21 protein-coding genes are annotated in these 26,109 nt (G+C 69.7%); 14 read left to right on the top strand and 7 right to left on the bottom strand.

Annotated elements, in window-relative coordinates; translation table 11 throughout:
• Positions 1-91 precede the first annotated feature (91 nt).
• The 3 genes from ACFYW9_RS37455 to ACFYW9_RS37465 all read right to left on the bottom strand — a co-directional run bounded on the left by ACFYW9_RS37455 (position 92) and on the right by ACFYW9_RS37465 (position 3,404).
• Positions 92-955, bottom strand: coding sequence for a DUF4429 domain-containing protein (locus tag ACFYW9_RS37455; RefSeq protein ID WP_389159581.1), 864 nt, complete (start codon positions 953-955; stop codon positions 92-94).
• Positions 956-1,021: 66 nt separating this feature from the next.
• Positions 1,022-2,230 carry an alpha/beta hydrolase gene (locus ACFYW9_RS37460; RefSeq protein ID WP_389159556.1) on the bottom strand — a complete coding sequence of 403 codons (1,209 nt, stop codon included), beginning with the start codon at positions 2,228-2,230 and terminating at the stop codon, positions 1,022-1,024.
• A 505-nt stretch (positions 2,231-2,735) separates the two neighbouring features.
• On the bottom strand, positions 2,736-3,404 hold the full coding sequence (locus tag ACFYW9_RS37465) for a TetR family transcriptional regulator (protein WP_389159582.1): 669 nt from the start codon (positions 3,402-3,404) through the stop codon (positions 2,736-2,738).
• Between the two features lie 237 nt (positions 3,405-3,641).
• Here ACFYW9_RS37465 and ACFYW9_RS37470 point away from each other — a divergent pair, with 237 nt between their 5' ends.
• Complete coding sequence (locus tag ACFYW9_RS37470) at positions 3,642-5,261, top strand: MFS transporter (protein ID WP_389159557.1); 1,620 nt, start codon at positions 3,642-3,644, stop codon at positions 5,259-5,261.
• Between the two features lie 98 nt (positions 5,262-5,359).
• On the top strand, positions 5,360-5,662 hold the full coding sequence (locus ACFYW9_RS37475; RefSeq protein WP_369482870.1) for a small hydrophobic protein: 303 nt from the start codon (positions 5,360-5,362) through the stop codon (positions 5,660-5,662).
• Positions 5,663-5,848: 186 nt separating this feature from the next.
• Here the strand turns inward: ACFYW9_RS37475 and ACFYW9_RS37480 are convergent, their stop codons facing one another.
• Together ACFYW9_RS37480 and aceE are read right to left on the bottom strand one after the other, a co-directional pair.
• The gene (locus tag ACFYW9_RS37480; RefSeq protein WP_351871860.1) at positions 5,849-6,628 is read right to left on the bottom strand and encodes a potassium channel family protein; all 780 of its coding nucleotides are present in this window, start codon (positions 6,626-6,628) and stop codon (positions 5,849-5,851) included.
• Positions 6,629-6,758: 130 nt separating this feature from the next.
• Entirely contained in the window at positions 6,759-9,506 is a 2,748-nt protein-coding gene (gene aceE / locus ACFYW9_RS37485; protein ID WP_389159558.1) for a pyruvate dehydrogenase (acetyl-transferring), homodimeric type, read from the bottom strand.
• 464 nt (positions 9,507-9,970) lie between these two features.
• Here aceE and ACFYW9_RS37490 point away from each other — a divergent pair, with 464 nt between their 5' ends.
• The 6 genes from ACFYW9_RS37490 (at position 9,971) to ACFYW9_RS37515 (ending at position 14,614) form a co-directional block, all read left to right on the top strand.
• A complete protein-coding gene (locus tag ACFYW9_RS37490; protein WP_326788028.1) occupies positions 9,971-10,399 on the top strand; it encodes a DUF3052 domain-containing protein in 429 nt (142 codons plus the stop codon).
• Positions 10,400-10,583: 184 nt separating this feature from the next.
• Positions 10,584-11,042, top strand: coding sequence for a peroxiredoxin (locus tag ACFYW9_RS37495; RefSeq protein WP_328668852.1), 459 nt, complete (start codon positions 10,584-10,586; stop codon positions 11,040-11,042).
• A 114-nt stretch (positions 11,043-11,156) separates the two neighbouring features.
• The gene (locus tag ACFYW9_RS37500) at positions 11,157-11,732 is read left to right on the top strand and encodes a TerD family protein (RefSeq protein WP_261702495.1); all 576 of its coding nucleotides are present in this window, start codon (positions 11,157-11,159) and stop codon (positions 11,730-11,732) included.
• Between the two features lie 102 nt (positions 11,733-11,834).
• Positions 11,835-12,410: a TerD family protein gene (locus tag ACFYW9_RS37505; protein ID WP_328452882.1), complete on the top strand. Its 576-nt coding sequence runs from the start codon at positions 11,835-11,837 to the stop codon at positions 12,408-12,410.
• A gap of 136 nt (positions 12,411-12,546) precedes the next feature.
• Positions 12,547-13,695, top strand: coding sequence for a DUF475 domain-containing protein (locus ACFYW9_RS37510; protein ID WP_389159559.1), 1,149 nt, complete (start codon positions 12,547-12,549; stop codon positions 13,693-13,695).
• Positions 13,696-13,876: 181 nt separating this feature from the next.
• Positions 13,877-14,614 carry a Tellurium resistance gene (locus ACFYW9_RS37515; protein ID WP_351871849.1) on the top strand — a complete coding sequence of 246 codons (738 nt, stop codon included), beginning with the start codon at positions 13,877-13,879 and terminating at the stop codon, positions 14,612-14,614.
• 46 nt (positions 14,615-14,660) lie between these two features.
• Here the strand turns inward: ACFYW9_RS37515 and ACFYW9_RS37520 are convergent, their stop codons facing one another.
• Positions 14,661-15,572 carry a TerD family protein gene (locus ACFYW9_RS37520; RefSeq protein WP_389159560.1) on the bottom strand — a complete coding sequence of 304 codons (912 nt, stop codon included), beginning with the start codon at positions 15,570-15,572 and terminating at the stop codon, positions 14,661-14,663.
• A 180-nt stretch (positions 15,573-15,752) separates the two neighbouring features.
• Between ACFYW9_RS37520 and ACFYW9_RS37525 the strand changes: the two genes are divergently transcribed.
• Genes ACFYW9_RS37525 through ACFYW9_RS37535 form a run of 3 tightly spaced genes read left to right on the top strand, consistent with a single transcriptional unit; the run spans position 15,753 to position 20,325 of the window.
• Positions 15,753-16,922, top strand: coding sequence for an HpcH/HpaI aldolase/citrate lyase family protein (locus ACFYW9_RS37525; RefSeq protein WP_389159561.1), 1,170 nt, complete (start codon positions 15,753-15,755; stop codon positions 16,920-16,922).
• 44 nt (positions 16,923-16,966) lie between these two features.
• Positions 16,967-19,474 (top strand): phosphoribosyltransferase, encoded by a 2,508-nt coding sequence (locus tag ACFYW9_RS37530; protein ID WP_389159562.1) that lies wholly within the window; start codon positions 16,967-16,969, stop codon positions 19,472-19,474.
• Positions 19,474-20,325 carry an HAD family hydrolase gene (locus tag ACFYW9_RS37535; RefSeq protein WP_389159563.1) on the top strand — a complete coding sequence of 284 codons (852 nt, stop codon included), beginning with the start codon at positions 19,474-19,476 and terminating at the stop codon, positions 20,323-20,325. The genes ACFYW9_RS37530 and ACFYW9_RS37535 overlap by 1 nt, the downstream gene beginning before the upstream one ends.
• Before the next feature lie 436 nt (positions 20,326-20,761).
• On the opposite strand, the gene ACFYW9_RS37540 is transcribed toward ACFYW9_RS37535, so the two are convergent.
• Positions 20,762-20,989, bottom strand: a complete 228-nt coding sequence (locus tag ACFYW9_RS37540) for a zinc ribbon domain-containing protein (RefSeq protein ID WP_389159564.1) — start codon at positions 20,987-20,989, stop codon at positions 20,762-20,764.
• 369 nt (positions 20,990-21,358) lie between these two features.
• Between ACFYW9_RS37540 and ACFYW9_RS37545 the strand changes: the two genes are divergently transcribed.
• From ACFYW9_RS37545 to ACFYW9_RS37555, 3 genes are all read left to right on the top strand, one after another.
• A complete protein-coding gene (locus ACFYW9_RS37545) occupies positions 21,359-23,392 on the top strand; it encodes a transglycosylase domain-containing protein (RefSeq protein WP_389159565.1) in 2,034 nt (677 codons plus the stop codon).
• Positions 23,393-23,485: 93 nt separating this feature from the next.
• A complete protein-coding gene (locus tag ACFYW9_RS37550; protein ID WP_389159566.1) occupies positions 23,486-24,781 on the top strand; it encodes a hypothetical protein in 1,296 nt (431 codons plus the stop codon).
• Positions 24,782-24,952: 171 nt separating this feature from the next.
• Positions 24,953-26,086 carry an amidase domain-containing protein gene (locus ACFYW9_RS37555; RefSeq protein ID WP_389159567.1) on the top strand — a complete coding sequence of 378 codons (1,134 nt, stop codon included), beginning with the start codon at positions 24,953-24,955 and terminating at the stop codon, positions 26,084-26,086.
• The last annotated feature ends 23 nt before the right edge of the window (positions 26,087-26,109 follow it).

Below are 26,109 nucleotides of genomic sequence, written 5' to 3' on the forward strand. Positions count from 1 at the left end.
CCGCCCGCTGGGCATCAGTGACCGACAACGGCGGAATCCTCGGACCCGGACGACTCATGCCTGACCAACGACGAATCTCTGACTCAGGTCACTAGAGCTGGGCGAGCAGTTCCGCCTTCTTCACGGAGAACTCCTCGTCCGTGACGAGCCCCGCCTCGTGCAGCTCCCCGAGATGCCGGATCCGGTCGGCGATGTCGGCCGGGTCGCGGTGCGGCGCCGGGACCACGCCCGCCGGAGCGGGACTCGCGGAGCGTGCGGCGGCGAGCACGGCCGCCGCGAACGGCAGCGACTCGTGGACGGGCCCGTACCCGAGCCCGAAGACGACCGCCGCCGGGTCCTGGTCCGCCTGGGCGGGATGCGCCGGGGCGGGCTCCCGCCGCAGCAGCCGCAGATGCCCCTCGAACACCTCGGGGGAGCGCCACTCGACCCCGCACAGCGAGGAGACCGGGAAGGTCTGGTCGCCGGCCTTCCACTTCGCCGAGGACGCGCCCGTCCAGAACCACCGGAAGGACACGTTCTTGCCGTCGAAGGTGGCCTTTCCGTCGTAGGCCTTGAAGGTCAGCGGCCCCTCGGGGGGCTTCACGAGAAAGCGCTCGGCGGGCTCGTCGTCCGTGGTGAGCTGTCCGCGCAGCTCGTCCGCGTAGTACTCGGCGAGCGTCTCGCGTTCGGCGGGCAGCACCAGCCGATAGGGGTCGCACCCCTCCTTGAGCTGTCCCGCGGCCGCTTCCATCAGCGGATCGGCGCCGGGTCTCGGCACCGCACGCAGAACGACCGTGCCTCGCTTCCCGGGCGTCAGCGTCACCGCCGCGAGCGCCTCCAGGGGGACACGGCGTTCGCCGAGCGCCTGGAACAGCTTCGGTGTACGGATCCCCCGTTCGAAGCGGATGAGCACGGAGTCGGACTCGAACTCCCAGGCGGCATGAAAACCGGCCAGTACGTCACCCATGCGGGCCATCGTATGCGGCACGCAAGCCTCCGTCGCCTCTCTGGGCGGACCGCAGTTTCTCGTCCTCTACGCGCGTCAGGCCGATGCCCCGGCGGACAAACCCGTCCGGCAGGCGTCATCTTCACGCGCGCAGCTGACAGCGCGGTACGCGCCGATCCCGATCTCCGCGAAGTTGCGGAGACTCTCCGTGCCCGGCTCGAAGTAGCCGGCGTGACCCTTCGCCCCCTCGGCCGACAGGACGCGCGCCCCGAACCCCTTCGACACCGGGTCCGCGCCGTGTCCGAGGCCGCCGACCTCCATGTGCGGCACGTCCTGGATCCAGTCGTCCGCGTCGCGCATCGCCCAGACCCGGGCCGTGGTGTGCAGGTTGGCCGCCTTCGCCGCCCGCATGCCGGGGCTGCCCGCCACCGCTATGTCGGACACCCGGGAGGGCAGCGAAGAGGCCGCCACCCCGCAGAGGACCGAGCCGTAGCTGTGGCAGTACAGCGCCACCTCCGAACTGCCCGGCAGCGCCCGCACCAGCGCGTTCAGCCGCACCGCGCCGTCCTCGGCCCGCATGGCGGTGGCCGAGTCGATACCGAGTCCGCTGGGCGTCGTGTAGTCGGCCCACGCGATCACGGCCGTCCGCACGCCCGGGTCCGCCGAACGCTCGGCCCTGTACAGCGAGGCCGCCATGCCGACCGGCGCCGAGTACTGCTTGTACGTGCGCTGGAAGGTGAGCAGGTCGGTGTCGACACCGGGGACCACGACCGAGACCCGGTGGGCCTTGTCGAGGTCGCCGAAGACCTCGGCGACCCGGCCCGAGCCGTTGGGGTCGAAGGCCAGGATCCTGCGGTCCTTGTGCAGCAGCGCTTCGTAGCGGTGCATGCGGCGGCCCGCGTCGTACTGTCCGAGCGAGGACAGCCGGTTGTCGTGCATGCGTCCGCGCTCGACCGTGCGCTCGTGTTCGAGCGCCAGACGGTTCGCCGCGTAACGCAGGGTCACCGGCGCACCGTTCATGTTGCCGACCGCGAGCGGATAACGGTGGGCGAGCCGCGAACGCTGCTGCGCGTCGAGCGTGGTGAAGAACTGGGACAGCGAACCCGGAGCGGAGTCCGGGTCGGGCAGCTTGTGCCCGGCGATGCTGCCGCGCTCCCACGCGGAGCGCGACGCCTGGAGCGGAGATGCCGCCCGGTGGCTGTGGAGCGCGGTCCAGCCACTGGTGGCCAGCATCACGAACACCACGGCCAGCGCGAGCAGTGCGCGCCAGACGTTGAGTTGGGGGGTGGTGTCGAAGGAAGTCACTGAGAGGACACCCTAGGAGAAGTGAAGAGCCTCCCGTTAAACGAGTGACTGGGATCACGTTTCTGATGGGGTAATTAGGGCAAACCGGGTTCAGTTTGGGATAAATAGTGACGCTGTGTATGCGATTTCCCGCTATGTGTGTGCGATATATGACGCTCTGCACGGGGGTGTTGTGATGGTCCGGCGCTTTCGCGGAGCGTCTCGCGCGGGCGGCATCCGTGGAACGAGCGCGGGCACGCGCGAGGTTCCGTACGCGGGCGTACGTCAGCTCGGGTACGAGTTCTGGGCCGGACCGTGTACGCGGGAGGGCGGCGTATTACGTACGCCGACCCGAACCGGCACTCCCGCCCGGCGGGTACCGGGTGTCGCGCCGGGCTTCCAAGGGGGTCTCGCGCCGGCTTCCGGGAGGGACCTGACGGGCTCCCGAGAAGTGATCCGGCGGGTTTCCGAGGAGTGATCCGGCGGTACGAAGCGTCACCGGGCATCACCGGGCATCATCGGGCCGTCACCGCGGCGCGGTGCCCCACTTCTCCGCCAACGCGGGCCCCACGTGGTCGAGATAGGCCGCGGTCAGCTCGCGGATCGCCTCGACGCTGGTGTCCTCGCCCGCGCCCCACAGCCGGCCCGTCACCCGCATCACCCCGCCGAACACCGCGACCGCGATGCGCGGGCGCGGGTCCGTGTCCACGTCGAGGCCCTCGCGCTCGGCGATGAGCCGCGCGATCTCCTCCTCGATCTCCTCCGAGCGACGCAGGTGCGCGGCGAGCAGCGCGGGGGTCGACTCGATCAATCGGTAGGTGCGCATGTGCAGTTCGATGGGCACCACCTCCTCGATCGCCTCGCCGATCGTGTCCCAGCTCTCCAGGACGGCCCGGCGCAGTGCCTCCAACGGGGCCTCGTGGGGCGGTCGTTCGCGCACCGCGTCGATGAAATGCGCCTCCGTGAGCCGCTGGAGGAACAGGGCGGCGTCCTCCTTGCCCGCGAAGTAGCGGAAGAAGGTGCGCTGGGAGACGTCGACGGCCTCGGTGATCTCGTCGACCGTGGTCCGCTCGTAACCCTGGGTGGTGAACAGTTCGAGGGCGGCCCGCAGCAGGGCGTCCCGGGTGCGCTGCTTCTTGCGCTCCCGCAGCCCGGGTCGTGCCACCACCGGCTCCGCCGACGCCGCCGACTCCATGGGCTCCGCCGGCGCCGTCGCGCCGACGGCCGACGCCTTCGTCCCGGACGCGGACTCCGCCGACTCCGCCGCTCCGGCCGCGCCTGCCGCTCCTGCCGTGTCCACCGTTTCCGTCATGTGCCGCGTTCTCTCCCAACCGAACTGTTCGCGCAGTTCAGCCTATCTGTGAGCGACGTGACAGTTACCGACTTGTGAATCAGTTTGTCAATTGTCAGCGGCTGTCACTAGCCTCGAAAAATGACTAGTCAGACCACCATCGACAAGACGGGCCCGGAGGACAAGACTCCGGACTCCCCGTTGGACCGGGCTCCGTCCACGGGCCTGCGCGGCCATCCGTGGTTCACCCTCATCACCGTGGCCGTCGGGGTCATGATGGTGGCCCTGGACGGCACCATCGTGGCCATCGCCAACCCGGCCATCGCCAAGGACCTCGGCGCGACCTTCGCCGACGTCCAGTGGATCACCAACGCCTACTTCCTCGCCCTCGCGGTCTCCCTCATCACCGCGGGCAAGCTCGGCGACCGCTTCGGCCACCGGCAGACCTTCCTGATCGGCGTGACCGGCTTCGCCGCCGCGTCCGGCGCGATCGGCCTGTCGCACAGCATCGCCCTCGTGGTCACCTTCCGCGTGTTCCAGGGCCTGTTCGGCGCGCTGCTCATGCCGGCCGCGCTCGGCCTGCTCCGCGCGACCTTCCCGGCCGAGAAGCTGAACATGGCGATCGGCATCTGGGGCATGGTCATCGGCGCCTCCACCGCGGGCGGCCCGATCCTCGGCGGTCTGCTCGTCCAGCACGTCAGCTGGCAGTCGGTGTTCTTCATCAACGTGCCGGTCGGCCTGATCGCCCTCGTGCTGGGCCTGCTGATCCTGCTCGACCACCGTGCCGAGAACGCCCCGCGCTCCTTCGACGTCCTCGGCATCGTGCTGCTGTCCGGCGCGATGTTCTGCCTGGTGTGGGCCCTGATCAAGGCTCCGGCCTGGGGCTGGGGCGACGGCAAGACCTGGCTCTTCCTGGTGCTGTCGGTCCTGGGCTTCGGGCTGTTCTCCTTCTGGGAGACGCGGGTGAAGGAACCGCTGATCCCGCTCGCCCTCTTCCGCTCCGTCCCGCTCTCGGCGGGTGTGGTGCTGATGGTGCTCATGGCCATCGCCTTCATGGGCGGCCTGTTCTTCGTGACGTTCTACCTCCAGAGCGTGCACGGCATGAGCCCGGTCGACGCGGGCCTGCACCTGCTCCCGCTCACCGGCATGATGATCGTCGGCTCCCCGCTCGCGGGTCTGGCCATCACCAAGCTCGGCCCGCGCATCCCGCTCGCGAGCGGCATGGCGGCCACCGCGATCGCCATGTACGGCATGTCGACGCTGGAGGCCGACACCTCCAGCGGTGTGATGTCCGTCTGGTTCGCCCTGCTCGGCTTCGGCCTCGCGCCGGTCATGGTCGGCGCGACCGAGGTCATCGTCGGCAACGCGCCGATGGAGCTCTCCGGCGTCGCCGGCGGTCTCCAGCAGGCCGCCATGCAGGTCGGCGGAAGCCTCGGCACGGCCGTCCTGGGCGCCGTGATGGCCTCCAAGGTCGACAGCGACCTCCCGGGCAACTGGACCGACGCCAAGCTGCCGCCGCTCACCCCGGCCCAGCTCGACCAGGCCTCCGAGGCGGTCCGGGTCGGTGTCGCGCCGGTCACCAAGGACACCCCGGCCGCGATCGCCGCGCAGATCACCGACGTCGCCCACGAGACCTTCATCTCCGGCATGAGCCTCGCCTGCCTCGTCGCCGCGGGTGTCGCCGTCGTGGCCGTCTTCGTCGCGCTGCTCACCAAGCGGGGCGAGAACGCGGAGGCCGGCGCGGGCGTCGGCCACATCTGACGGACCCGCCCGTACGCGGGCGGGTCTGGGGGCGTGGAACGGGGGTACCCGACTCATCGACCCGAACCGACCGACAGGTCACGGGAGTTCAGGAGTTGATGATGGCGGGCTTCGGAAACGGTACGCGCAGGTACCCCCGTTCACGTGGCCGTACAGGATCACGGACCGGGCCGGACAGCGCGACCCTGGGGATCGTCGGCACCGTGTGCGCGGTGGCCGGTTTCTTCACGCTGGGGATCGTCCTCGGGCCGGCCGCGATGGTCTGCGGGTGGCTCGCGATGGGCCGCCGCTGGACCGGCTCGGGGCCGGTGCCGGCACTGATAGCCCTGGTGCTGGGAGCGATCGACACACTCCTGGCGGTCATCTGGCTGGGCGGCGGACCGGGCAACGGCCTGCTCTGACACCGGAGGGGCCGAACCGGATCCGGGCCCGTGTGTCGCCTGTGCGGCGCGCGGGCCCGTCGGCGTGTTCGGGGGCGGGTCACCGGTCTGCACGAGCGGCCCACCGGTCTGCACGAGCGGCCCACCGGCCCGTACGAGCGAGCCACCGGTCCGTACGAGCGAGCCGCCGCCCCCACCCTCTCCGCCCTAGGTGGGCGAGTGTTCCTCCGACCCCGCCGACAAGGGATGCGGCAGGATTCCCGGGCCGCCGTTCAGGGCCGCGACCTCGGCCCGCAGCGCCCGCACCTCGGCCGTCAGCGCCTCGATCGCCGCGGTCTGCCGCCGCTCCTCCACGTCGTCCTTCTCGAACCGGGAGATGAACCAGGCGGCGATGTTCGCGGTGATCACACCGAGGAGGGCGATCCCGGAGAGCATCAGCCCGACCGCGAGGACGCGGCCCATCCCCGTGGTCGGGGCGTGGTCGCCGTACCCCACGGTCGTCATCGTCGTGAACGACCACCACACCGCGTCACCCAGCGTCTTGATGTTCCCGTTCGGCGAGTCCCGCTCCACCGACAGCACGGCCAGCGAGCCGAACATCAGCAGGCCGACGACCGCGCCCCCGACGTACGTCGTCAGCCGGATCTGCGAGGCCATCCGCGCGCGCCGCCCCACCAGCATCAGCGTGGCGACGAGCCGCAGCAGCCGCAGCGGCTGGAGGATCGGCAGGATCACGGCGCACAGGTCGAGCCAGTGGCCGCGGACGAAGGACATCCGTCGCGGTGCGAGGGCGAGCCGTACGAGGTAGTCGGTCGCGAAGGCCCCCCACACCACCCACTCCACCACCGTGCAGGTGAACGTCAAGGACCGGCCGGCGCCGCTGTCCACGATCGGCACGGCGTACGCGAGGGCGAACGCCACCGCCAGGACGAGCAGGGGCCGCTGGGTGCGCAGTTCCCAACGGACCTGTGCCGAGTCTTCCTTCATGCCCGCATCGTAGAAAGAAAACGGGCGAGGGGCGGCGGGCCCACGGCCCGCCGCCCCTCGTCAGCCCTGCTCGTCAGCCCTGCTCGTCAGCCCTGCCCCGCGTCCCGCCGCATGATCGGGACGGCAGGTCCTACGCGTCGCCGCCCGCGGCGCCCGGGTCGGCCGCCCTCACGTCGAGGAGCTGGTAGCGGTCGACGGCCTGCTTCAGCACCGAACGGTCCACCTTGCCCTCACGGGCCAGCTCGGTCAGCACGGCGACCACGATCGACTGCGCGTCGATGTGGAAGAAGCGCCGGGCCGCGCCCCGCGTGTCCGCGAAGCCGAAGCCGTCCGCGCCGAGGGACTGGTAGGTGCCGGGCACCCACCGGGCGATCTGGTCGGGAACCGATCGCATCCAGTCGGAGACGGCCACGAACGGACCCTGGGCGGAGGACAGCTTCCGCGTCACGTACGGGACGCGCTGCTCCTCCTCGGGGTGCAGCAGGTTGTGCCGCTCCACGTCGACCGCCTCGCGCCGCAGCTCGTTCCAGGAGGTCGCCGACCAGACGTCGGCCCTGACGTTCCACTCCTCGGCGAGGATCCGCTGGGCCTCCAGGGCCCACGTGACGCCGATACCGGACGCCATGATCTGGGCGGGGATGGTGCCCGAGGTGCCCTCGCTGAAGCGGTAGAGGCCCTTCAGGATGCCCTCGGCGTCCACGTTCTCCGGCTCGGCCGGGTGCTGGAGCGGCTCGTTGTAGACGGTCAGGTAGTAGAAGACGTCCTCGCCGTGCGGGTACTCCTCGGACGAGCCGTACATACGGCGCAGACCGTCCTGGACGATGTGCGCGATCTCGAAGCCGAACGCCGGGTCGTAGGAGACACAGCCCGGGTTCGTCGAGGCGAGCAGCTGCGAGTGGCCGTCCGCGTGCTGGAGACCCTCACCGGTCAGTGTCGTCCGTCCGGCGGTCGCGCCCAGGACGAAACCGCGCGCCAGCTGGTCGGCCATCTGCCAGAACTGGTCACCCGTTCGCTGGAAACCGAACATCGAGTAGAAGACGTAGACCGGGATGAGCGGCTCGCCGTGCGTGGCGTACGCCGAACCCGCGGCGATCAGCGAGGCCGTGCAGCCCGCCTCCGAGATGCCGTCGTGCAGCATCTGGCCGGTCGGCGACTCCTTGTAGGCGAGCAGCAGTTCGCGGTCCACCGACTCGTACTGCTGGCCGAGCGGGTTGTAGATCTTCGCGCTCGGGAAGAACGAGTCCATGCCGAACGTGCGGTACTCGTCGGGCGCGATCAGCACGAACCGCTTGCCGATCTCCTTGTCCCGCATGAGGTCCTTGAGCAGCCGCACGAAGGCCATGGTCGTGGCGATGGACTGCTGACCCGAGCCCTTCTTCACGCTCGCGTACGTCTTGTCCTCGGGCAGGACCAGAGGCTTCGACCGCACGACGCGCGTCGGCACGTAACCACCGAGGCCCTTGCGGCGGTCGTGCATGTACTGGATCTCCTCCGAGTTCCGGCCCGGGTGGTAGTACGGCGGCGCGCCGTCCTCCAGCTCCCTGTCGGAGATCGGCAGGTGCAGCCGGTCGCGGAAACCCTTGAGGTCGGCGACCGTCAGCTTCTTCATCTGGTGCGTGGCGTTGCGGCCCTCGAAGTTCGGGCCGAGCGTCCAGCCCTTGACCGTCTGCGCCAGGATCACCGTCGGCTGGCCCGCGTGCGCCTTGGCCGCCGAGAACGCCGCGAAGATCTTCTTGTGGTCGTGACCGCCGCGCCCCAGGTGCAGGATCTGGTCGTCGGTCATGTTCTCCACCATCGCGCGCAGCCGGTGGTCGTCGCCGAAGAAGTGGTCGCGGATGTACGAACCCGTCTCCGTGGCGTACGTCTGGAACTGGCCGTCCGGCGTGGTGTTCAGCCGGTTGACGAGCACCCCGTCGCGGTCCTGCGCGAGCAGCGGGTCCCAGGTGCGGTCCCAGACCAGCTTGACGACGTTCCAGCCGGCGCCCCGGAACTGCGACTCCAGCTCCTGGATGATCTTGCCGTTGCCGCGTACCGGGCCGTCGAGGCGCTGGAGGTTGCAGTTCACGACGAAGGTCAGGTTGTCCAGGCCCTCGCGCGCGGCGATCGACAGCTGGCCCAGCGACTCCGGCTCGTCCATCTCGCCGTCGCCGAGGAACGCCCATACGTGGGACTTGGAGGTGTCCGCGATACCGCGCGCCTCCATGTAGCGGTTCATCCGCGCCTGGAAGATCGCGCCGAGCGGGCCGAGGCCCATCGAGACGGTCGGGAACTCCCAGAAGTCCGGCATCAGCCGCGGGTGCGGGTACGAGGACAGCCCGTGGGGCGCCTTCGACTTCTCCTGGCGGAACGCGTCGAGCTGCTGCTCGGAGAGCCGGTCGAGGAGGAACGCGCGGGCGTAGATGCCCGGCGAGGCGTGCCCCTGGAAGAAGATCTGGTCGCCGCCGTCGCCCTCGTCCTTGCCGCGGAAGAAGTGGTTGAAGCCGACGTCGTAGAGCGAGGCCGAGGAGGCGAAGGTCGCGATGTGGCCGCCGACGCCGATGCCGGGGCGCTGCGCCCTGGAGACCATCACGGCGGCGTTCCAGCGGGTCGCGTTGAGGATCTTGCGCTCGATCTCCTCGTTGCCGGGGAAGAACGGCTCGTCCTTGGTCGCGATCGTGTTGACGTAGTCCGTGCTGCGCATCTCGGGCACGGCCACGCGCTTCTCACGGGCTCGCTCGATCAGCCGCAGCATCAGATAGCGGGCCCGCTCCCGGCCGCGCTCGTCGACGGCGGCGTCGAGGGAGTCGAGCCACTCCTGAGTCTCCTCAGGGTCGAAGTCCGGGACCTGGCTGGGAAGGCCGCCAATGATGATCGGGTTGCGATCGGATCCGGAAGCCACGCTGTTCCTTCACTGTCAGAGGGCTGTCTTCGGTGGGTTTCCCTGCATCTGCACCGATCCCCATCGTGTACCCCGCGAACGCGTACGTCATCTCTACCAGGGGGTAATGGAGACGCCCGTGCGGACCGTTGGGGCGGTCTCGACCAAAACGTAACGATACGCTCAGGGCGTGACGCGTTCCGCAAAGTCGTTCGGCTTTCGCACGCTCCAAGGGTTCCGAAGGGAATAAATGGGGCAGAAGTGTGTGGTGCCCGTCACGCGGCGTCATGATGGCCCGTCGGGAGTTGCGTCGGCACTGCCAGGATCGTCACCGTTTCGACGGTCTCGGCGGCCGGGTACTTGCGCGATCCGCTCCGCCCGTGTGGACTACGGCCAACGCTTCGCGTACGCGCGTGGCTGAGATCCCCCGGCTCTGGACGAGCAGAGGGAGACCCCCATTCCGAAACATGATCAGGAGGCAAGCCGTGAGCGCGACCGCGGACCACGCGGAGGAGCGGACCAACCCGGCCGCCAGGCTGGGGTTCGAGCCCGGACAGGTGGTCCAGGAGATCGGCTTCGACGACGACGTTGACCACGAGCTCCGTGAAGGCATCGAATCGCTGATCGGCCAGGATCTGGTCGACGAGGACTACGACGACGTCGCAGACGTGGTGTTGTTGTGGTTCCGGGACGAGGACGGCGATCTCACGGACGCACTGGTGGACGTCATCGGTCTCCTTGAGGACGGCGGCCAGATCTGGCTGCTGACCCCGAAGACCGGCAGGGACGGTTACGTCGAGCCCAGCGACATCAGTGATGCCGCACAGACAGCCGGCCTCTCCCAGACGAAGAGCATCTCCGTCGGCAAGGAATGGTCGGGCACCCGCCTGGCCACCCCCAAGTCGAAGCGCTGAGCTGCAGCCCCGTCTGCCAGCAGAGCATCCGTGAGGCCCCCGCCGAGCCACCTCGGCGGGGGCCTCACGCATGCCCCGAACCGGCACCCGGGGGACCCGGTGGGGGTCGCGCCGCCACTGGGAGCCGATCACTGCGTACGCTGGTCGTCACCCGAACGGACCCCTGGAAGGGAAGCGAGTGACTATGGCCATCGAGGTCGGCACCAAGGCCCCGGACTTCGAGCTGAAGGACAACCACGGCGCCACCGTGAAACTGTCCGACTTCCGTGGCGAGAAGAACGTCGTACTGCTCTTCTATCCCTTCGCTTTCACCGGCGTGTGCACCGGCGAGCTGTGCTCCCTGCGTGACAGCCTGCCGCAGTTCACGGACCGCGACACCCAGCTCCTCGCGGTCTCCAACGACTCCATCCACACCCTGCGCGTCTTCGCCGAGCAGGAGGGCCTGGAGTACCCGCTTCTCTCCGACTTCTGGCCGCACGGCAACATTTCGCGCGCGTACGGCGTCTTCGACGAGGACAAGGGCTGCGCCGTGCGCGGCACGTTCATCATCGACAAGGAAGGCGTCGTCCGCTGGACGGTCGTCAACGCGCTGCCGGACGCGCGTGACCTGAACGAGTACGTCAAGGCGCTCGACACCCTGTGATTCTTCGGTTCCAAGCCCTGCAAGGCACGGGAACCCGTCACTAGGATCGAACCGTTGATCCGATACCAACGCACCTACGGGGCTCCCCGCCCCTGAACACCATTGGGAGGACTCGTGGGAGTCAGCCTCAGCAAGGGCGGCAACGTATCGCTGTCGAAGGAGGCCCCGGGACTGACCGCGGTCATCGTCGGCCTGGGATGGGACGCCCGTACCACCACCGGCGTGGACTTCGACCTCGATGCCAGCGCCATCCTCACGAACGCGGACGGCAAGGTCAGCTCCGACCAGAACTTCGTGTTCTTCAACAACCTGAAGAGCCCGGACGGATCGGTGGAGCACACCGGCGACAACATCACCGGTGAGGGCGAGGGCGACGACGAGCAGATCAAGGTCAATCTCGCCACCGTTCCCGCCGACATCACGAAGATCGTGTTCCCGGTCTCCATCTACGAGGCCGAGAACCGCCAGCAGTCCTTCGGGCAGGTCCGCAACGCGTACATCCGCGTGGTGAACCAGGCCGGCGAGGCGGAGATCGCGCGCTACGACCTCTCCGAGGACGCCTCGACGGAGACCGCGATGGTCTTCGGCGAGCTCTACCGCAACGGCGCCGAGTGGAAGTTCCGTGCCATCGGCCAGGGCTACGCCTCGGGCCTGCGCGGCATCGCGCAGGACTTCGGCGTCAACGTCTGAGTCCGCAGGCCCTCGGGCATCCCGGTCCGGTGCCGCACCGCTTCGGTGCGGCACCGGACCGGCCGTACCAACAGAAGATCGCACCTCGGGAGGACCAGCATCATGGGCGTCACGCTCGCCAAGGGGGGCAATGTCTCCCTCTCGAAGGCCGCACCGAACCTCACACACGTGTTGATCGGGCTCGGCTGGGACGCGCGCTCCACCACCGGAGCCGACTTCGACCTCGACGCCAGCGCCCTGCTGTGCAGCGGCGGCCGTGTGCTCGGGGACGAGTGGTTCATCTTCTACAACCAGCTCAAGAGCCCGGACGGCTCCGTGGAGCACACCGGCGACAACCTCACGGGTGAGGGCGACGGCGACGACGAGTCGATCCTGATCGACCTCGCCAAGGTCCCCGCCGTGGTCGACAAGATCGTCTTCCCGGTTTCCATCCATGACGCGGACAATCGCGGTCAGACCTTCGGCCAGGTCGGGAACGCCTTCATCCGGGTCGTCAACCAGGCCGACGGCCAGGAGCTCGCCCGTTACGACCTCTCCGAGGACGCCTCCACCGAAACGGCGATGATCTTCGGCGAGGTCTACCGCTACAACGCCGAGTGGAAGTTCCGTGCCGTCGGTCAGGGGTACGCGTCGGGCCTGCGGGGGATCGCGCTCGACTTCGGGGTCAATGTTTCCTAGACCCACCTGTATCGGCCGAAGGCGGCCCCTTAGACTTCGTGGTCAACAGTAGGTAAAGCCGAGTACGGCACGGGGGTTGCGCACTTCCCGAGCCACCGCTTGGGGGTGCCCCCACCACACGATGATTGGGTAGCCAGTGCTTCTGAAAACCTTCGGCTGGTCGTTCGCGATCACCGCGCTAGGTCTGGCCGCGGCGGCCGTCTACGGGGGGTGGACCGCCTTCGGCATCGTGGCGATCCTGGCCGTCCTGGAGATCTCGCTGTCCTTCGACAACGCGGTGGTCAACGCCGGGATCCTGAAGAAGATGAGTGCCTTCTGGCAGAAGATCTTCCTCACGATCGGCGTCCTGATCGCCGTCTTCGGCATGCGGCTGGTCTTCCCCGTCGTGATCGTCGCCATCAGCGCGAAGATCGGCCCGATCGACGCGGTCGATCTCGCGCTGAACGACAAGGACCAGTACCAGGAGCTGGTGACCGACGCCCACCCGTCGATCGCGGCCTTCGGTGGCATGTTCCTGCTGATGATCTTCCTCGACTTCATCTTCGAGGACCGGGACATCCAGTGGCTGCGCTGGATCGAGCGGCCGCTGGCCAAGCTCGGCAAGGTCGACATGCTGTCGGTCTGCATCGCCCTGATCATCCTGCTGATCACTTCCATGACCTTCGCGGTCCACGCCCACCAGCACGGCGGTGGACACGTCGACAAGGCACAGACGGTGCTCATCTCCGGCGTCGCCGGACTGATCACGTACATGATCGTCGGCGGCCTCTCCGGCTACTTCGAGGACAAGCTCGAAGAGGAGGAGGAGCGCGAACACGAGGCGGAGGAGGAGGCCGAGCGGACCGGCAAGAAGAAGCCGGCCGTCGTCCTCGCCGGCCAGGCCGCGTTCTTCATGTTCCTCTACCTGGAAGTGCTGGACGCCTCCTTCTCCTTCGACGGCGTCATCGGCGCTTTCGCCATCACCAACGACATCGTGCTGATGGCTCTCGGCCTCGGCATCGGCGCCATGTACGTCCGGTCGCTCACGGTCTACCTGGTCCGCCAGGGCACCCTCGACGACTACGTCTACCTGGAGCACGGCGCGCACTACGCGATCGGCGCTCTGGCGGTCATCCTTCTCGTGACCATCCAGTACGAGATCAACGAGGTCATCACCGGACTCGTCGGCGTCGTCCTGATCGGCTGGTCCTTCTGGTCCTCCGTGCGCCGCAACAAGGCGCTGGCCGAGGCCGAGGGAAAAGGCCCGACCTCGGACGAGAAGGCTGAGGTCTCGTCCGGGGTGTGACACCCCTCCGGCTGAGGAACGCTCTGAGCGGGGGGGGGGGGGGGGGGGGGGGGGGGGGGGGGGGGCGCGCCCCCGCCCCCCCCCGCCGCCCCCCCCCCCCCCCCCCCCCCCCCCCCCCCCCCCCCCCCCCCCCCCCCCCCCCCCCCCCCCCCCGCCGCATACCGACGGACGTGGGGGCCGAATGGGCATCTGGCAGGACCTGTGGCGCGGCCGCTCGGCGGACTTCGACTCCGGCAGCGCGGCGTCCAACTCCATCGAAATGACCAAGCGCAACCACACGGTCTCACTCACCAAGCAGGGCGCGGCCAGCGGCAACCTCCGTATCAACCTGTCCTGGCGGATGCGCACCTCCGACATCGGCGGGCCGCAGCGCGGCAGCCTGCTGCGCCATCCCTTCCGCACCTTCAAGCCGGAAGTGGTCCAGGCGCACACCCAGAGCATGGTCAACGTCGACCTCGACCTCGGCGTCATGTACGAGCTGGCGGACGGCACCAAAGGCGTCGTCCAACCGCTCGGCAGCTTCTTCGGCGAACTCAACGCCCCGCCGTTCGTGAAGCTCAGCGGCGACGACCGCTTCGGTTCCGGCTCGGGCGAGACGGCCTACGTCAACCTCGACCACCGCGACGACATCAAACGCCTGCTGGTCTTCGTCTACATCTACGACCAGACCCCGGCCTTCGACCGTACGCACGCCATCATCACGCTCTATCCGAGCAACGGCCCGCGCATCGAGATCGGCCTGGAGGAACGCCATCCGCAGGCCCGTTCCTGCGCCGTCGTCATGATCGAGTGCAACAAGGGCGAGGTGACCGTACGCCGCGAGGTCAGGTTCGTGTACGGCTTCCAGGCCGAACTCGACCGTCTCTACGGCTGGGGGCTCCAGTGGGGCCGCGGCTACAAGTCGAAGGCCGGCCGTTAGCGGCCGGCCGGGTCCGGCCGGCCGCGCGTGCCCACGTCCACCGGACTCAGCGGGACAGGAACTGCGGCCCCTGCGGGGGCAGCCGGAAGTCCGGGTCCGGCCCGGAGCCCACCGCCTGCGGGAAGCCGTACGCGGGCTGCGTGGCGGGCGCGCTCTGCGGCTGCGGGTAGCCGTAGGCGGAAGGATCCGCCTGCCGGCCGACAGGCTGCGGGTAGCCGTACGCCGGGCCGGTCGCGGCCGGGGCGGCGGGCCCGGGATAGCCGTAGGCGGGCTGCTGCGGGACGGGGGCCGGCTGCTGGGTGACCGGGGCGGAATGCTCGGGCGGCAGCGGCTGCGAGGCCTCGGGAGCCGTGGCGGGCGAGGCCCAGGCGGTCGGCTCCGGCGCGGAGGCGGCCGCGGCCGCCGCGGCTGCCTCCGACTCGTCCACCGAGATCCCGAAATCGGTCGCGAGCCCCACCAGACCGTTGGAGTAGCCCTCGCCGAGCGCCCGGAACTTCCATCCCTCACCGCGCCGGTACAGCTCGCCGCAGATCAGCGCGGTCTCCGCACCGGTCTCCGGCTTGATGTCGAAGTACGCCAGAGGTTCACCGTCCGCGACGGCCGCGTCGTACAGCAGAATGCGCAGATCACGTACGCGGTCGAAGGTGACGTCATCGGCCGATGCGACCAGGAGAATCTGTCCGACGCCGGGCTCGACACCCGTCAGATCCGTCTGGATCGTGTCGGTGAGGCCCTCGGCACCGCGCTTCTTGCCGAGCCGCCACACCTTGCCCGACGGATGGCGGGGCTGGTTGTAGAAGACGAAGTCCTCGTCGGATCGCACACGACCGTCGGGGCCGAGGAGCAGCGCGGAGGCGTCGACATCGGGGACACCCTGGCCGGGCGTCCAGCGCAGGACGGCGCGCACCGCTGTGGCGTCCAGCGGGACGTTCGACCCTTTCAGCATCGCGTGCGTCATGCGGTCATCCTGCCCTGTCGGTCCTGGTCACGACAATGCGGGGTCGTTCGCGAACCGGCCGGTGTTGGACATGGCGCAGTTACCTGAACTTCACGCCCGGTGGGAATCCCTGACATGGATAAGTACGTACTATTACCGGCCACATCACATTCGGCCACCTAGCCGCCGCAGGGGAGTCCCATGCGTCATTTCGGTCACGTCACCCCGGTGGAGCGGCAGCGCCTCTTCCACCGCGAACCAGGCGTCTTCACCTCCGACTCTCCGGCCAGAGTGCTCGCCGCCGCCCTCGGCGCGACGCTGTACAGCCCGGCGACCCGGCCGACACTGGCCGACGACATCGTCAAGCAGACCACGCGCGGTGTGGTCTCGATGGTGCTGTGCCTGGAGGACTCGATCGACGACTCCGAGGTCGTGGGCGCCGAGGAGAACCTGGTCCGCCAGTTCACCGACCTCGCGACCCGCCCGGGCACCGGCGAACCGCCGCTGCTGTTCGTCCGCGTCCGCCACCCCGAGCAGATCCCCGATCTCGTACGGCGCCTCGGCCCCGCCGTCCGGCTGCTGTCCGGCTTCGTGATGCCGAAGTTCACCGAGGACCGCGGCACCCCCTTCCTGGAGGCACTCGCCGACGCCGAGGCGGAGAGCGGCAGACGGCTGTTCGCCATGCCCGTCCTGGAGTCGCCCGAGCTGCTCTACCGCGAATCACGCGTGGAGACCCTGGAGGGCATCTCCCGCGCCGTCGACAAGTACCGCGACCGCGTGCTCGCGCTGCGCATCGGCGTGACGGACTTCTGCTCCTCGTACGGACTGCGCCGCGCCCCCGACATGACCGCCTACGACGTCCAGGTGGTCGCCTCCGTCATCGCCGACGTGGTGAACATGCTGGGGCGGGCCGACGGCACCGGCTTCACCGTCACCGGGCCCGTGTGGGAGTACTTCCGCGTCCAGGAACGCATGTTCAAGCCGCAGCTGCGCCGCAGCCCCTTCATGGAGGGGGAGGCGGAGAAACTGCGCGAGAGGCTGCTCGAACACGCGATGGACGGACTGCTGCGCGAGATCGCCCTCGACCAGGCCAACGGCCTGATGGGCAAGACCTGCATCCACCCCTCGCACGTGCTGCCCGTACACGCGCTGTCCGTGGTCAGCCACGAGGAATTCAGTGACGCCCAGGACATCCTCAGGCCCGAGCGCGGCGGCGGGGGTGTACTGAGGTCGGCGTACACGAACAAAATGAACGAGGTGAAGCCGCATCGCGCCTGGGCCGAGCGCACCCTGCTGCGCGCCGAGGTCTTCGGGGTCGCCCACGAGGACATCGGCTTCGTCGAGCTGCTCACCGCCGGACTCCCGGCGTGAGCCGGTCCGGCCGAGCGACGCGCACCCCCGACAGCAAGGAACAGATGAACATCCCCGCTCATGACCCGAACCACCCCGACGGCGGCAGCGGCCCGGACGGCACGAACAGCCCGGCCCCCACGGACGCCGCGGTGTGGACCGGGACCTGGGTCGCCGAGCGGCTCGGCGTCGAGCTCGTCGGCGACGAAGGGCTGAACGGCCTGCTGGGACTCGCGCTGCGGCGCAACCCCAAGCGGGCCCACCTGCTCGTCTCGAACGTCCTCGGCAAGCACGTGCCGCAGTCGCCGGCCGTGGTCCACGGGTACGGCGTCGGGCTCGGCCGCCGGGTACATGAGCTGCTGGGCACCGAGGACGCCCGCTCGGCGGTCGTCCTCGGGTACGCCGAGACGGCCACCGGGCTCGGCCACTCCGTCGCGGACGGGATCGGCGTCGCCCCCTACCTCCACTCCACGCGCCGCCCGGTCACCGGGGTCCGGCAGGCGGGCGGCTTCGAGGAGTCCCACTCGCACGCCACCTCGCACCTCCTCCTCCCCGAGGACCCGGGCCTGCTCGCGGGCTCCGGCCCGCTGGTCCTCGTCGACGACGAGTTCTCCACCGGCAACACCGTCCTCAACACGATCCGCGACCTGCACCGGCGCTACCCGCGCGAGCGGTACGTCGTCGTGGCACTGGTCGACATGCGCTCCGAGGCCGACCACGCCCGCTTCGAGAAGTTCGCCGGCGACATCGGCGCCCGCGTCGACCTCGTCGCGGCCGCCTCCGGCACGGTGCGCCTGCCCGAGGACGTCCTGGCGAAGGGCACCGCCCTGGTCGCCCGGCACGAACCGGCGGCAGCCGGGGTCCCCGCCCCCGCGAGCCCGGCCGTCCGCGTCGGCCTCGGCTGGCCGCACGGACTCCCCGACGGCGGACGGCACGGGTTCACCCCCGGACACCGAATACGCCTGGAGGCGGCCCTGCCCGCCATGGCGGCACGGCTCGCCGACGCCCTGCCCGACGGCGCGAGCCGCGTCCTGGTCCTGGGCTTCGAGGAACTGATGTACGCGCCGCTGCGACTGGCCGGTGAGCTGGAGCGGGCCGTCCCCGCCGAGGTGCGCTTCTCCACCACGACCCGCTCCCCGGTGCTCGCCCTCGACGACCCCGGCTACGCGATCCGCAGCCGCATCGCCTTCCCGGCCCACGACGACCCGGACGACGGCCCCGGCGAGCGCTACGCCTACAACGTCGCCGGCGCCGGCTTCGACGCCGTCGTGGCGGTCGTCGACTCCACCGCCGACACCCCCGAACTGCACGCACCCGACGGCCTGTTGGCACAGTTGGCGGCGCACACCCCGCACGTCCTGCTCGCCGTCGTGCCCTCGTACGTCCCCGTACGGCCGTCCACCGAAAGGCCCTCCATGCTGCCCGAGCCCCTCCGCGGCCCCGCCTTCTCCTCGTACGCCCCCGACGAGGTCGGCTGGCTGCTCCAGGACCTGTCGGACGTGACGCTGGAGGCGCCGACCGAGGAGCGCGAGGAGGCGATCCAGAGCGGCGGCGCCCACTACGCCGAATCGCTGCCGGTCGAGTACCAGCCGAGCGCCGAGTACCAGGACCTGTTCCGTGCCGCCCTCGACGCCTCCGCCGCCCGGATCGCCGAGGCCGTCGGCGCCGTGACCGAACTCGTGCTCGCCGACCGGTCCCCGCGTCCCGTCCTGGTGTCCCTGGCCCGCGCCGGCACCCCCGTCGGCGTCCTGATGCGCCGCTGGGCCCAGCACCAGCACGGCCTCGACCTGCCGCACTACGCCGTCTCGATCGTCCGCGGCCGCGGCATCGACGCCAACGCGCTGCGCTGGCTCGCCGCCCACCACGACCCGGCCGACGTCGTGTTCGTCGACGGCTGGACCGGCAAGGGCGCCATCACCCGCGAACTCGCCGACGCCATCGAGGAGTTCGAGGAGGCCGAAGGCATCACCGGCTTCGACCCGGAGATAGCGGTGCTCGCCGACCCGGGCTCCTGCGTGCGCACGTACGGCACCCGCGAGGACTTCCTCATCCCCTCCGCCTGCCTCAACTCGACCGTCTCCGGGCTCATCTCACGCACCGTCCTGCGCTCCGACCTGGTCGGCGAACACGACTTCCACGGCGCGAAGTTCTACCGCGAGCTCGCCGGTTCCGACGTCTCCGTCGAGTTCCTGGACGCCGTGGCCGCCCACTTCCCCGACGTCGCCGAATCGGCCCGCGACCGGGCGAAGGAACTCCTCGCCGCCGACCGCGAACCCACCTGGGAGGGCTGGGCCGCGGTCGAGCGGATCAGCGAGGAGTACGGCATCCACGACGTGAACCTCGTCAAGCCGGGCGTCGGAGAGACCACCCGGGTGCTGCTGCGCCGGGTCCCCTGGAAGATCCTCGCCCGCGCCGGAGCGGGCGCCGACCTCGACCACGTCCGGCTGCTCGCCGGACAGCGGGGGGTACCCGTCGAGGAGGTCGAGGAACTCCCTTACACCTGCGTGGGGTTGATCCACCCGAAGTACACGCGTGGCGCGACCGGTGCCGACGGCAAGGCGGTGACCCTCTGATGTCCACGCCCAAGGTGCTCGTCGCCAGCGACCTCGACCGCACGCTCATCTACTCCTCCGCCGCGCTCGCCCTCACCATGCCGGACGCCCGCGCGCCCCGGCTGCTCTGCGTCGAGGTGCACGAGAGCAGGCCGCTCTCCTTCATGACGGAGACGGCCGCCGCACTGCTCACCGAACTCGGCGACCTCGCGCACTTCATGCCGACCACGACCCGCACCCGCAAGCAGTACCAGCGCATCAACCTGCCCGGCCCGGAGCCCGAGTACGCGATCTGCGCCAACGGCGGACACCTGCTCGTCGACGGCGTCTCCGACCCCGACTGGCACAGGAGCGTGCAGGAGCGGCTCGCCTCCGAGTGCGCGCCGCTCGACGAGGTGCGCGAGCACCTGGAGGTGACCGCGGACCCGCTCTGGGTGCGCAAGCACCGCGTCGCCGAGGACCTGTTCGCCTATCTGGTCGTGGAGCGGGAGCTGCTCCCCGAGGAGTGGGTCAAGAACCTGGCCGTGTGGGCGGAGGAGCGCGGCTGGACGGTCTCGCTGCAGGGCCGCAAGATCTACGCCGTGCCGAAGCCGCTCACCAAGAGCGCGGCCGTGCGCGAGGTCGCCCGCCGCACCGGAGCCGTCCTCACCCTCGCCGCCGGGGACTCGCTGCTCGACGCCGACCTGCTGCTCGCCGCCGACCGCGGCTGGCGTCCGGGCCACGGTGAACTCGCCGAGGACGACTGGACGGCACCGGCGGTCACCGCGCTGCCGGAGCGGGGTGTCGTGGCGGGGGAGCGGATCCTGCGCGAGTTCGTGGGCATCTGCGCCGGCCGCGGCCCCGGCGCCGGTGGCGTCCCCGGAGCGGTCTGACAGGCACACGGAACCCGGTTCCGGTCCGTACGAAGGCACACCCGGCCGGGCACGCCCCCGGCACACCCGGCCGGGCACGCCCCCGGCACACCCGCCTTCGCGCCCCCGGGACACCCGCCCTCGCGCGCTTCTGGCACACCCGCCCTCACGTGCTCCCGGCACCCCCGGCCAGATCCTTGAAGTACCCGGGTTCCAGCGCCCACTTCCCGCGCCCGGTTCATGAACGGGTGGGCGGTATCGCGAGCTTCGTGCGGTGCGGGCGAATCGAGGGCCTGTAGGTCGTTTCGCGGGCGACGCGCCCGGTTCGGGGCGTCCCGGGGGATGTGGGGAGCTTGGTCCCGGCGGCGTCCTGCCGGTGTGACCGAGACCATGTTTCGGCGAACACGCCGGTGCGGATTCGGGCGTTGGCGAAGACTTGGTAAGAAATCCCCCGCGATCAGCCGCAGCAGCCTCCGCCGCAGCACCCGCCTCCGCCGCCGCCCGAACGCGGTGCGGGCGCCGGCGCGGACGCCGAACCACCCCGGGCGACGGCGACCGCCGACAGCAGTTTGACGGTGTCGCCGTGCCCGGCCGGGCACGACGCGGGAGCGGCCGATTCGGCCATGGGGCGGGTCAGTTCGAAGGTGTCGCCGCAGGTCCGGCAGCGGTACTCGTAGCGAGGCATGCGCACAGGCTATCCGGAACGGGCCGCCGTCCGGAGGGCTCGGCGGCGTTCGCCGCGCGTGGCGCGACGAGGCTCCCGGAGAGGGAGTGACGGCCGCTCGCACAGGGTGAACAAGTGGACTCCGTTGACCTCTGAGCTTTTTTGTCTCGTTGCTGATCGAAGGGATTGCATTGGTCGCTGATAATTTAATAGTGCCGCGACGAGCCGCAAGGTCGGGGAGGGGGGCTCGCAGCCGCGAAAGCGGCCGCTGCAACTACCCGCGCGCGCAGATCCGGAGTGCGGAGGGAGACGCAGTCGTGACCAGGACCAGGCATCGCAACGATGCCTCGAATCCCCTGTCTTTGGGCCGCCGAGGCACGGGAGTGCGCCATGGCTGACGCACCCGGACCGCAGCGCGGTCGCGGCAGCCGTCGCAAGCCCTCGCAGCCCTCCGCGCCGGCCCGGCTGGCCGCACGCCTCACGCCGTACGCCCGGCGCCTCAAGCCCGCCTATCCGCGTCCCGGCCGGGCCGGCCTGCGGCGCTGGCTGCCCTCCTGGCGGCAATGGCTCGGCGCCTTCGCGCTGTCCATAGGCCTGAGCGGTTCGCTGCTCGTCATCGCCTACGCGGCAACGGACATACCCCAGAACCTGAACACATATGCCACCCAGCAGGACAATGTCTACTTCTGGTCGGACGGCAGCCCGATGGCCCGTACCGGCTGGGTGCGACGCCAGGACATGCCGCTGAAGGACATACCCGAGGACGTGCGCTCGGCGGTCCTCGCGGCGGAGAACGAGAGCTTCTACAGCGACCCCGGCATCTCCGGCAAGGGTCTGGTCCGCGCCCTGGTGAAGACGGTCGGCCAAGGGGACACCCAGGGCGGCTCCACCATCACCCAGCAGTACGTCAAGAACGTCTACCTGACCCAGAACCGCTCGTTGACCCGCAAGTTCACCGAAGCCATGATCGCCCTCAAGCTCGACAACAAGATGAGCAAGGACAAGATCCTCGAGGGCTATCTCAACACGAGCTGGTTCGGACGCGGCACCTACGGCCTCCAGCGCGCCTCGCAGGCCTACTACGGCAAGGACGTGAGCCGCCTCAACGCCAGCGAGGGCGCCCTCCTCGCCTCGCTCCTCAAGGGCGCCGGCCTCTACGACCCGACCCTGAGCAAGGCCAACCACGAACGCGCCGAGGAACGCTGGTCCTGGATCCTCGACCGCATGGTCAAGACCGGCAAGCTCTCGGCCGCCGAGCGGGCCAAGTACACGAAGTTCCCCGAGCCGATCAAACAGACCGGGAGCTACGACACCGGAAAGCAGAGCGACTACCTGGTCCAGCTGGCGACCCAGTACGCCAAGAAGGCCGGGCACATCTCCGACCGGGACTTCGACCTCGGCGGCTACCAGATCTACACGACCTTCGACCGCAAGCGCGAGACCGCGCTCACCGACGCCGTCGCCAAGGCCCGCAAGCAGGCGAAGAAGGACGACCCGGCCAACGCGAAGGCCGCCCACTACGGTGCCGCCTCGATCGCCGACGACGGCCGGATCCTCGCCGTCTACGGCGGTCCCGACCACCGCAAGCAGGGCTACAACGAGTCCAACGCGACCACCGTCCCCGCCGGCTCGGCCTTCCTGCCCTTCGTCTACGCGGCCGCCCTGGAGAACGGCGTCCACAAGACCCGCGAGGGCGCGGCCACACCGGTCACCCCCGAGACGCTGTACGACGGCAACGACGGCGTCCCGGTCAGCACACCCGAGGGCCCATACTGGGACCGCGGCGGCAAGAAGGTCGCCGCCCACAACGAGGGCAACAAGAACTACGGCCAGATCTCGCTGCGTTCGGCGCTCGCCCAGAACGTGAACACCCCGTTCATGCAGCTCGGCATGGACGCCGGCCTGGACAAGGTGCGCGAGACCGCCGAGGCGTCGGGCCTGCTCCCCTCCAGCATCGGACCGCAGGTGCCGGGCATGTCCCTCGGCGCCGCCACCCCCAGCGCGATCCGCATGGCCAGCGCCTACGCCACCTTCGCCGCCGACGGAACGCACTACGAGCCGTACTCGGTCCGCCGCATCACCCGCAACGGCTCCCGCGTCCGGCTGGACATGCCCGCACCCCACCGCGCGATGCGCGCCGAGGTGGCCCGCCAGGTCACCGAGGCACTCGCGGACTCCTTCCGCATCGGCCACCCGGGCGCGGCCCCCCTCTCGGTGAAGGTGGCCGGCAAGCGGGGTGCCACGCTGGACGACAAGGCCGCCTGGTACGCGGGCTCGAACGATTCGGTGTCGACGGCGGTGGTCCTGTACCGCATCGACCTCACCAAGAGCCTCGAACCGCTCCCGCTCGAGGGGATCGCCGGCGCGCCCGTCGCCGACGTGCCGTACGGCATCTGGTCCGGTGCGATGAGCCCGCTTCGCTGATCCCGTCGGCCGACCGTCCGGCTCGGCCCCCGCCGACGGCCACCCGGTGGCCGCGCCACGCTCCTTCCGTCCCCCTCGCAGAATGTGCCCCGTATGAACTCGAAGCACAGCCGGCGCCGACGCCGTGAGTCCGATCCCGCTTCCGCCGCGGCCTCCGCACGCCAGGGCTTCGCGGCCATGACGGCCTTCCTCGTCGTCACGTCCATGGCCGCCACCTACCTGGCCCTGAACACCGACCACACCACCCCGGCCGCGTCCGCCCGCGCGCACGGTCCGGCCACCAAGGCGAAGAAGGGACCGGTCTGGGACGGCAAGACCCATGTACTGGGCGACGGCTCCACGTCCTACACCGGCCCGCAGAAGGGCGAGTTGAAGGCCGTACCGCTCAAGCCCGGTGAGAAACCGCCCCAGTTCGTCGTCTTCTCCTGGGACGGCGCCCTCCAGGGCGACGACGAACTCTTCTCCCACTACCGGGAGCTGGCCGCGCAGTACAACGCCCACATGACGTTCTTCCTGACCGGCATCTACCTGCTGCCCAAGGACAAGAAGGCGCTCTACGAACCGCCGATGCACTCGCCCGGTTCGGCGGCCATCAGCTACGCCACCGACGAGCACATACGCGACACGCTGGAGGAGCTCGGCAAGACGTGGAAGGCCGGCAACGAGATCGGCACCCACTTCAACGGCCACTTCTGCGGCGACAAGGGCGGCGGGGACTGGAGCGTCGAGGAGTGGGAGAGCGAGATCAACCAGTTCTTCTCCTTCGTGGAGAAGTGGAGGACCAACACCGGCTACACCGACCTGGCGTCGCTCCCCTTCGACCCGGCGAAGGCCATCAGCGGCGGGCGCGCGCCCTGCCTCGAAGGGCAGAAGAACCTGCTCAAGGCCATGAAGGCCACGGCCAAGAAGTACAACTGGCGCTACGACGCCAGCTCCGCGGGCGACTTCCAGATCTGGCCCAAGAAGAAGGAGGGCGTGTGGGACTTCCCGCTCCAGATGCTCCCCTACGAGAACGGCAAGTACCAAGGCCTGTCCATGGACTTCAACTTCCTCTACAACCAGTCCGACGGTGAGACCGAGGGGGACCCGGCCCAGTACCCGCAGTGGGAGCAGGAGACCGTCAACTCCTACATGGCCGGCTTCAACCGCGTGTACTACGGCAGCCGGGCACCGCTGTTCATCGGCAACCACTTCGAGGACTGGAACGGCGGCATCTACATGAGGGCCATCGATCAGGTCATCAAGGGTGTGTGCACGAAGAAGGGCGTCAAGTGCGTGTCCTTCCAAGAGCTGTCCGACTGGCTCGACGTGCAGAAGCCCGAGACCCTGGAACGCCTGCGCGGCCTGGACCCCGCTCAGTCGCCGGACTGGTCGACCGTGGTGAAGTAGGGCCCGCTGCCGGGTCGATGACCCTGCGGCAGCGCATTGAGATCAACTTACCTGCGACATATGGGACTTGGTTGTACTCGGCGCGAACTCCCCCCGGATTCCGCACAGTTGAGTAGGACATGTAAAGATTCCCTTCCCTGGAGTCCGACCGGGGATCAAGGAGAATCACCAGTGACACCGAAGAACTTAAGCCGCAGTTGTTCCGTCGTGGGGGCGATCACTCTCTCCGCCCTCCTGCTGCCCCTGTCCGCCGCCCACGCGGCGGCCCCCGCACCCCGGGTGACCGCGTCGACGGCCGATGCCTTCGGCCGCGTGGCCGACGCCGTCTTCACCGACCGCACCGCCGCCCTGCTGGACCGGGCCCCGACGGCCCGTACGGCCCTCAAGGCGACCACCGCGGGCATACGGGTGTCCGGCGCCCTCGCCCGCACCGAGAACACCGCTCTCTCCTCGCTGCGCGGCACGCGGTCCCGCCTCGCCGCCCTCGGCGAGGCCTACAGCGCCGCCGACACCGAGGTCGCCGTGGACCGGACCCGGGTGACGGGCCGGCTGGCCACCGCCTGGGTCACCGAGACCACCACCCTCACCTACCGGAAGATCCGCGGCGACGAACCCGCCACCACGGGCTTCCGCGCCCACCACGTCCTGACCTTCGCCGCCCAGCCGGACGGCACCTGGAGGCTGACGGGCGAGCGCTCGACGGACAAGGGCCCCCGGCAGGTCAACGAGCCCGTCACGACGGCACCGCGCAGGACCACGATGGCCGTTGTCGACGCCCCCCGGGCAGCGACCACGTACCCCGCGCCCGCCAACCCCAAGACGCTCACCGGCGGCCCGTACGACTACGCGGGCATGGCGACGTACGCCGAGAAGTACTGGAAGAACTACAACCCCGCCTACCGCAGCTTCAACTCCGTCGGCGGCGACTGCACCAACTACGTCAGCCAGGCCCTGAAGGCGGGCGGCTGGGCGACGGTCGCCGGCTCCGACGAGGAGTACGGCACCTGGAACTACACCTCGTCCACCCAGACCGACACCTGGGTCGGCGTCAACGAGTGGTCCTGGTTCACCCAGACCGCCCGGCGCTCCGCGCCCCTGGCGAACGTCTACCAGATGGACATCGGTGACGTGATGCAGATGGACTTCGACAAGGACGGGTCCAAGGACCACTCCATGATCACGTCGTACCGGAGCGCCGGCGGGGTGCCGTACCTGACCTACCACGACACCGACACCTACCGCCGCTCGCTGTCGAGCCTCCTCGCGGCGTACCCGAACGCGGCGTACTACGGGTACCGCACCTGATCGGACCCGGCCGGAGTCCGATC

This window comes from Streptomyces sp. NPDC002698 (assembly GCF_042888945.1).
GTDB lineage: Bacteria > Actinomycetota > Actinomycetes > Streptomycetales > Streptomycetaceae > Streptomyces.

Coding starts and splice junctions, on each gene's coding strand:
- ACFYW9_RS37520 (WP_389159560.1), bottom strand. CDS start 15,572: ATGACGCACGCGATGCTGAAAGGGTCGAACGTCCCGCTGGACGCCACA.
- ACFYW9_RS37465 (WP_389159582.1), bottom strand. CDS start 3,404: ATGGAGTCGGCGGCGTCGGCGGAGCCGGTGGTGGCACGACCCGGGCTG.
- ACFYW9_RS37550 (WP_389159566.1), top strand. CDS start 23,486: ATGAACTCGAAGCACAGCCGGCGCCGACGCCGTGAGTCCGATCCCGCT.
- ACFYW9_RS37530 (WP_389159562.1), top strand. CDS start 16,967: ATGAACATCCCCGCTCATGACCCGAACCACCCCGACGGCGGCAGCGGC.
- ACFYW9_RS37475 (WP_369482870.1), top strand. CDS start 5,360: ATGATGGCGGGCTTCGGAAACGGTACGCGCAGGTACCCCCGTTCACGT.
- ACFYW9_RS37480 (WP_351871860.1), bottom strand. CDS start 6,628: ATGAAGGAAGACTCGGCACAGGTCCGTTGGGAACTGCGCACCCAGCGG.
- ACFYW9_RS37525 (WP_389159561.1), top strand. CDS start 15,753: ATGCGTCATTTCGGTCACGTCACCCCGGTGGAGCGGCAGCGCCTCTTC.
- ACFYW9_RS37470 (WP_389159557.1), top strand. CDS start 3,642: ATGACTAGTCAGACCACCATCGACAAGACGGGCCCGGAGGACAAGACT.
- ACFYW9_RS37515 (WP_351871849.1), top strand. CDS start 13,877: ATGGGCATCTGGCAGGACCTGTGGCGCGGCCGCTCGGCGGACTTCGAC.
- ACFYW9_RS37495 (WP_328668852.1), top strand. CDS start 10,584: ATGGCCATCGAGGTCGGCACCAAGGCCCCGGACTTCGAGCTGAAGGAC.
- ACFYW9_RS37505 (WP_328452882.1), top strand. CDS start 11,835: ATGGGCGTCACGCTCGCCAAGGGGGGCAATGTCTCCCTCTCGAAGGCC.
- ACFYW9_RS37545 (WP_389159565.1), top strand. CDS start 21,359: ATGGCTGACGCACCCGGACCGCAGCGCGGTCGCGGCAGCCGTCGCAAG.
- ACFYW9_RS37540 (WP_389159564.1), bottom strand. CDS start 20,989: ATGCCTCGCTACGAGTACCGCTGCCGGACCTGCGGCGACACCTTCGAA.
- ACFYW9_RS37455 (WP_389159581.1), bottom strand. CDS start 955: ATGGCCCGCATGGGTGACGTACTGGCCGGTTTTCATGCCGCCTGGGAG.
- ACFYW9_RS37535 (WP_389159563.1), top strand. CDS start 19,474: ATGTCCACGCCCAAGGTGCTCGTCGCCAGCGACCTCGACCGCACGCTC.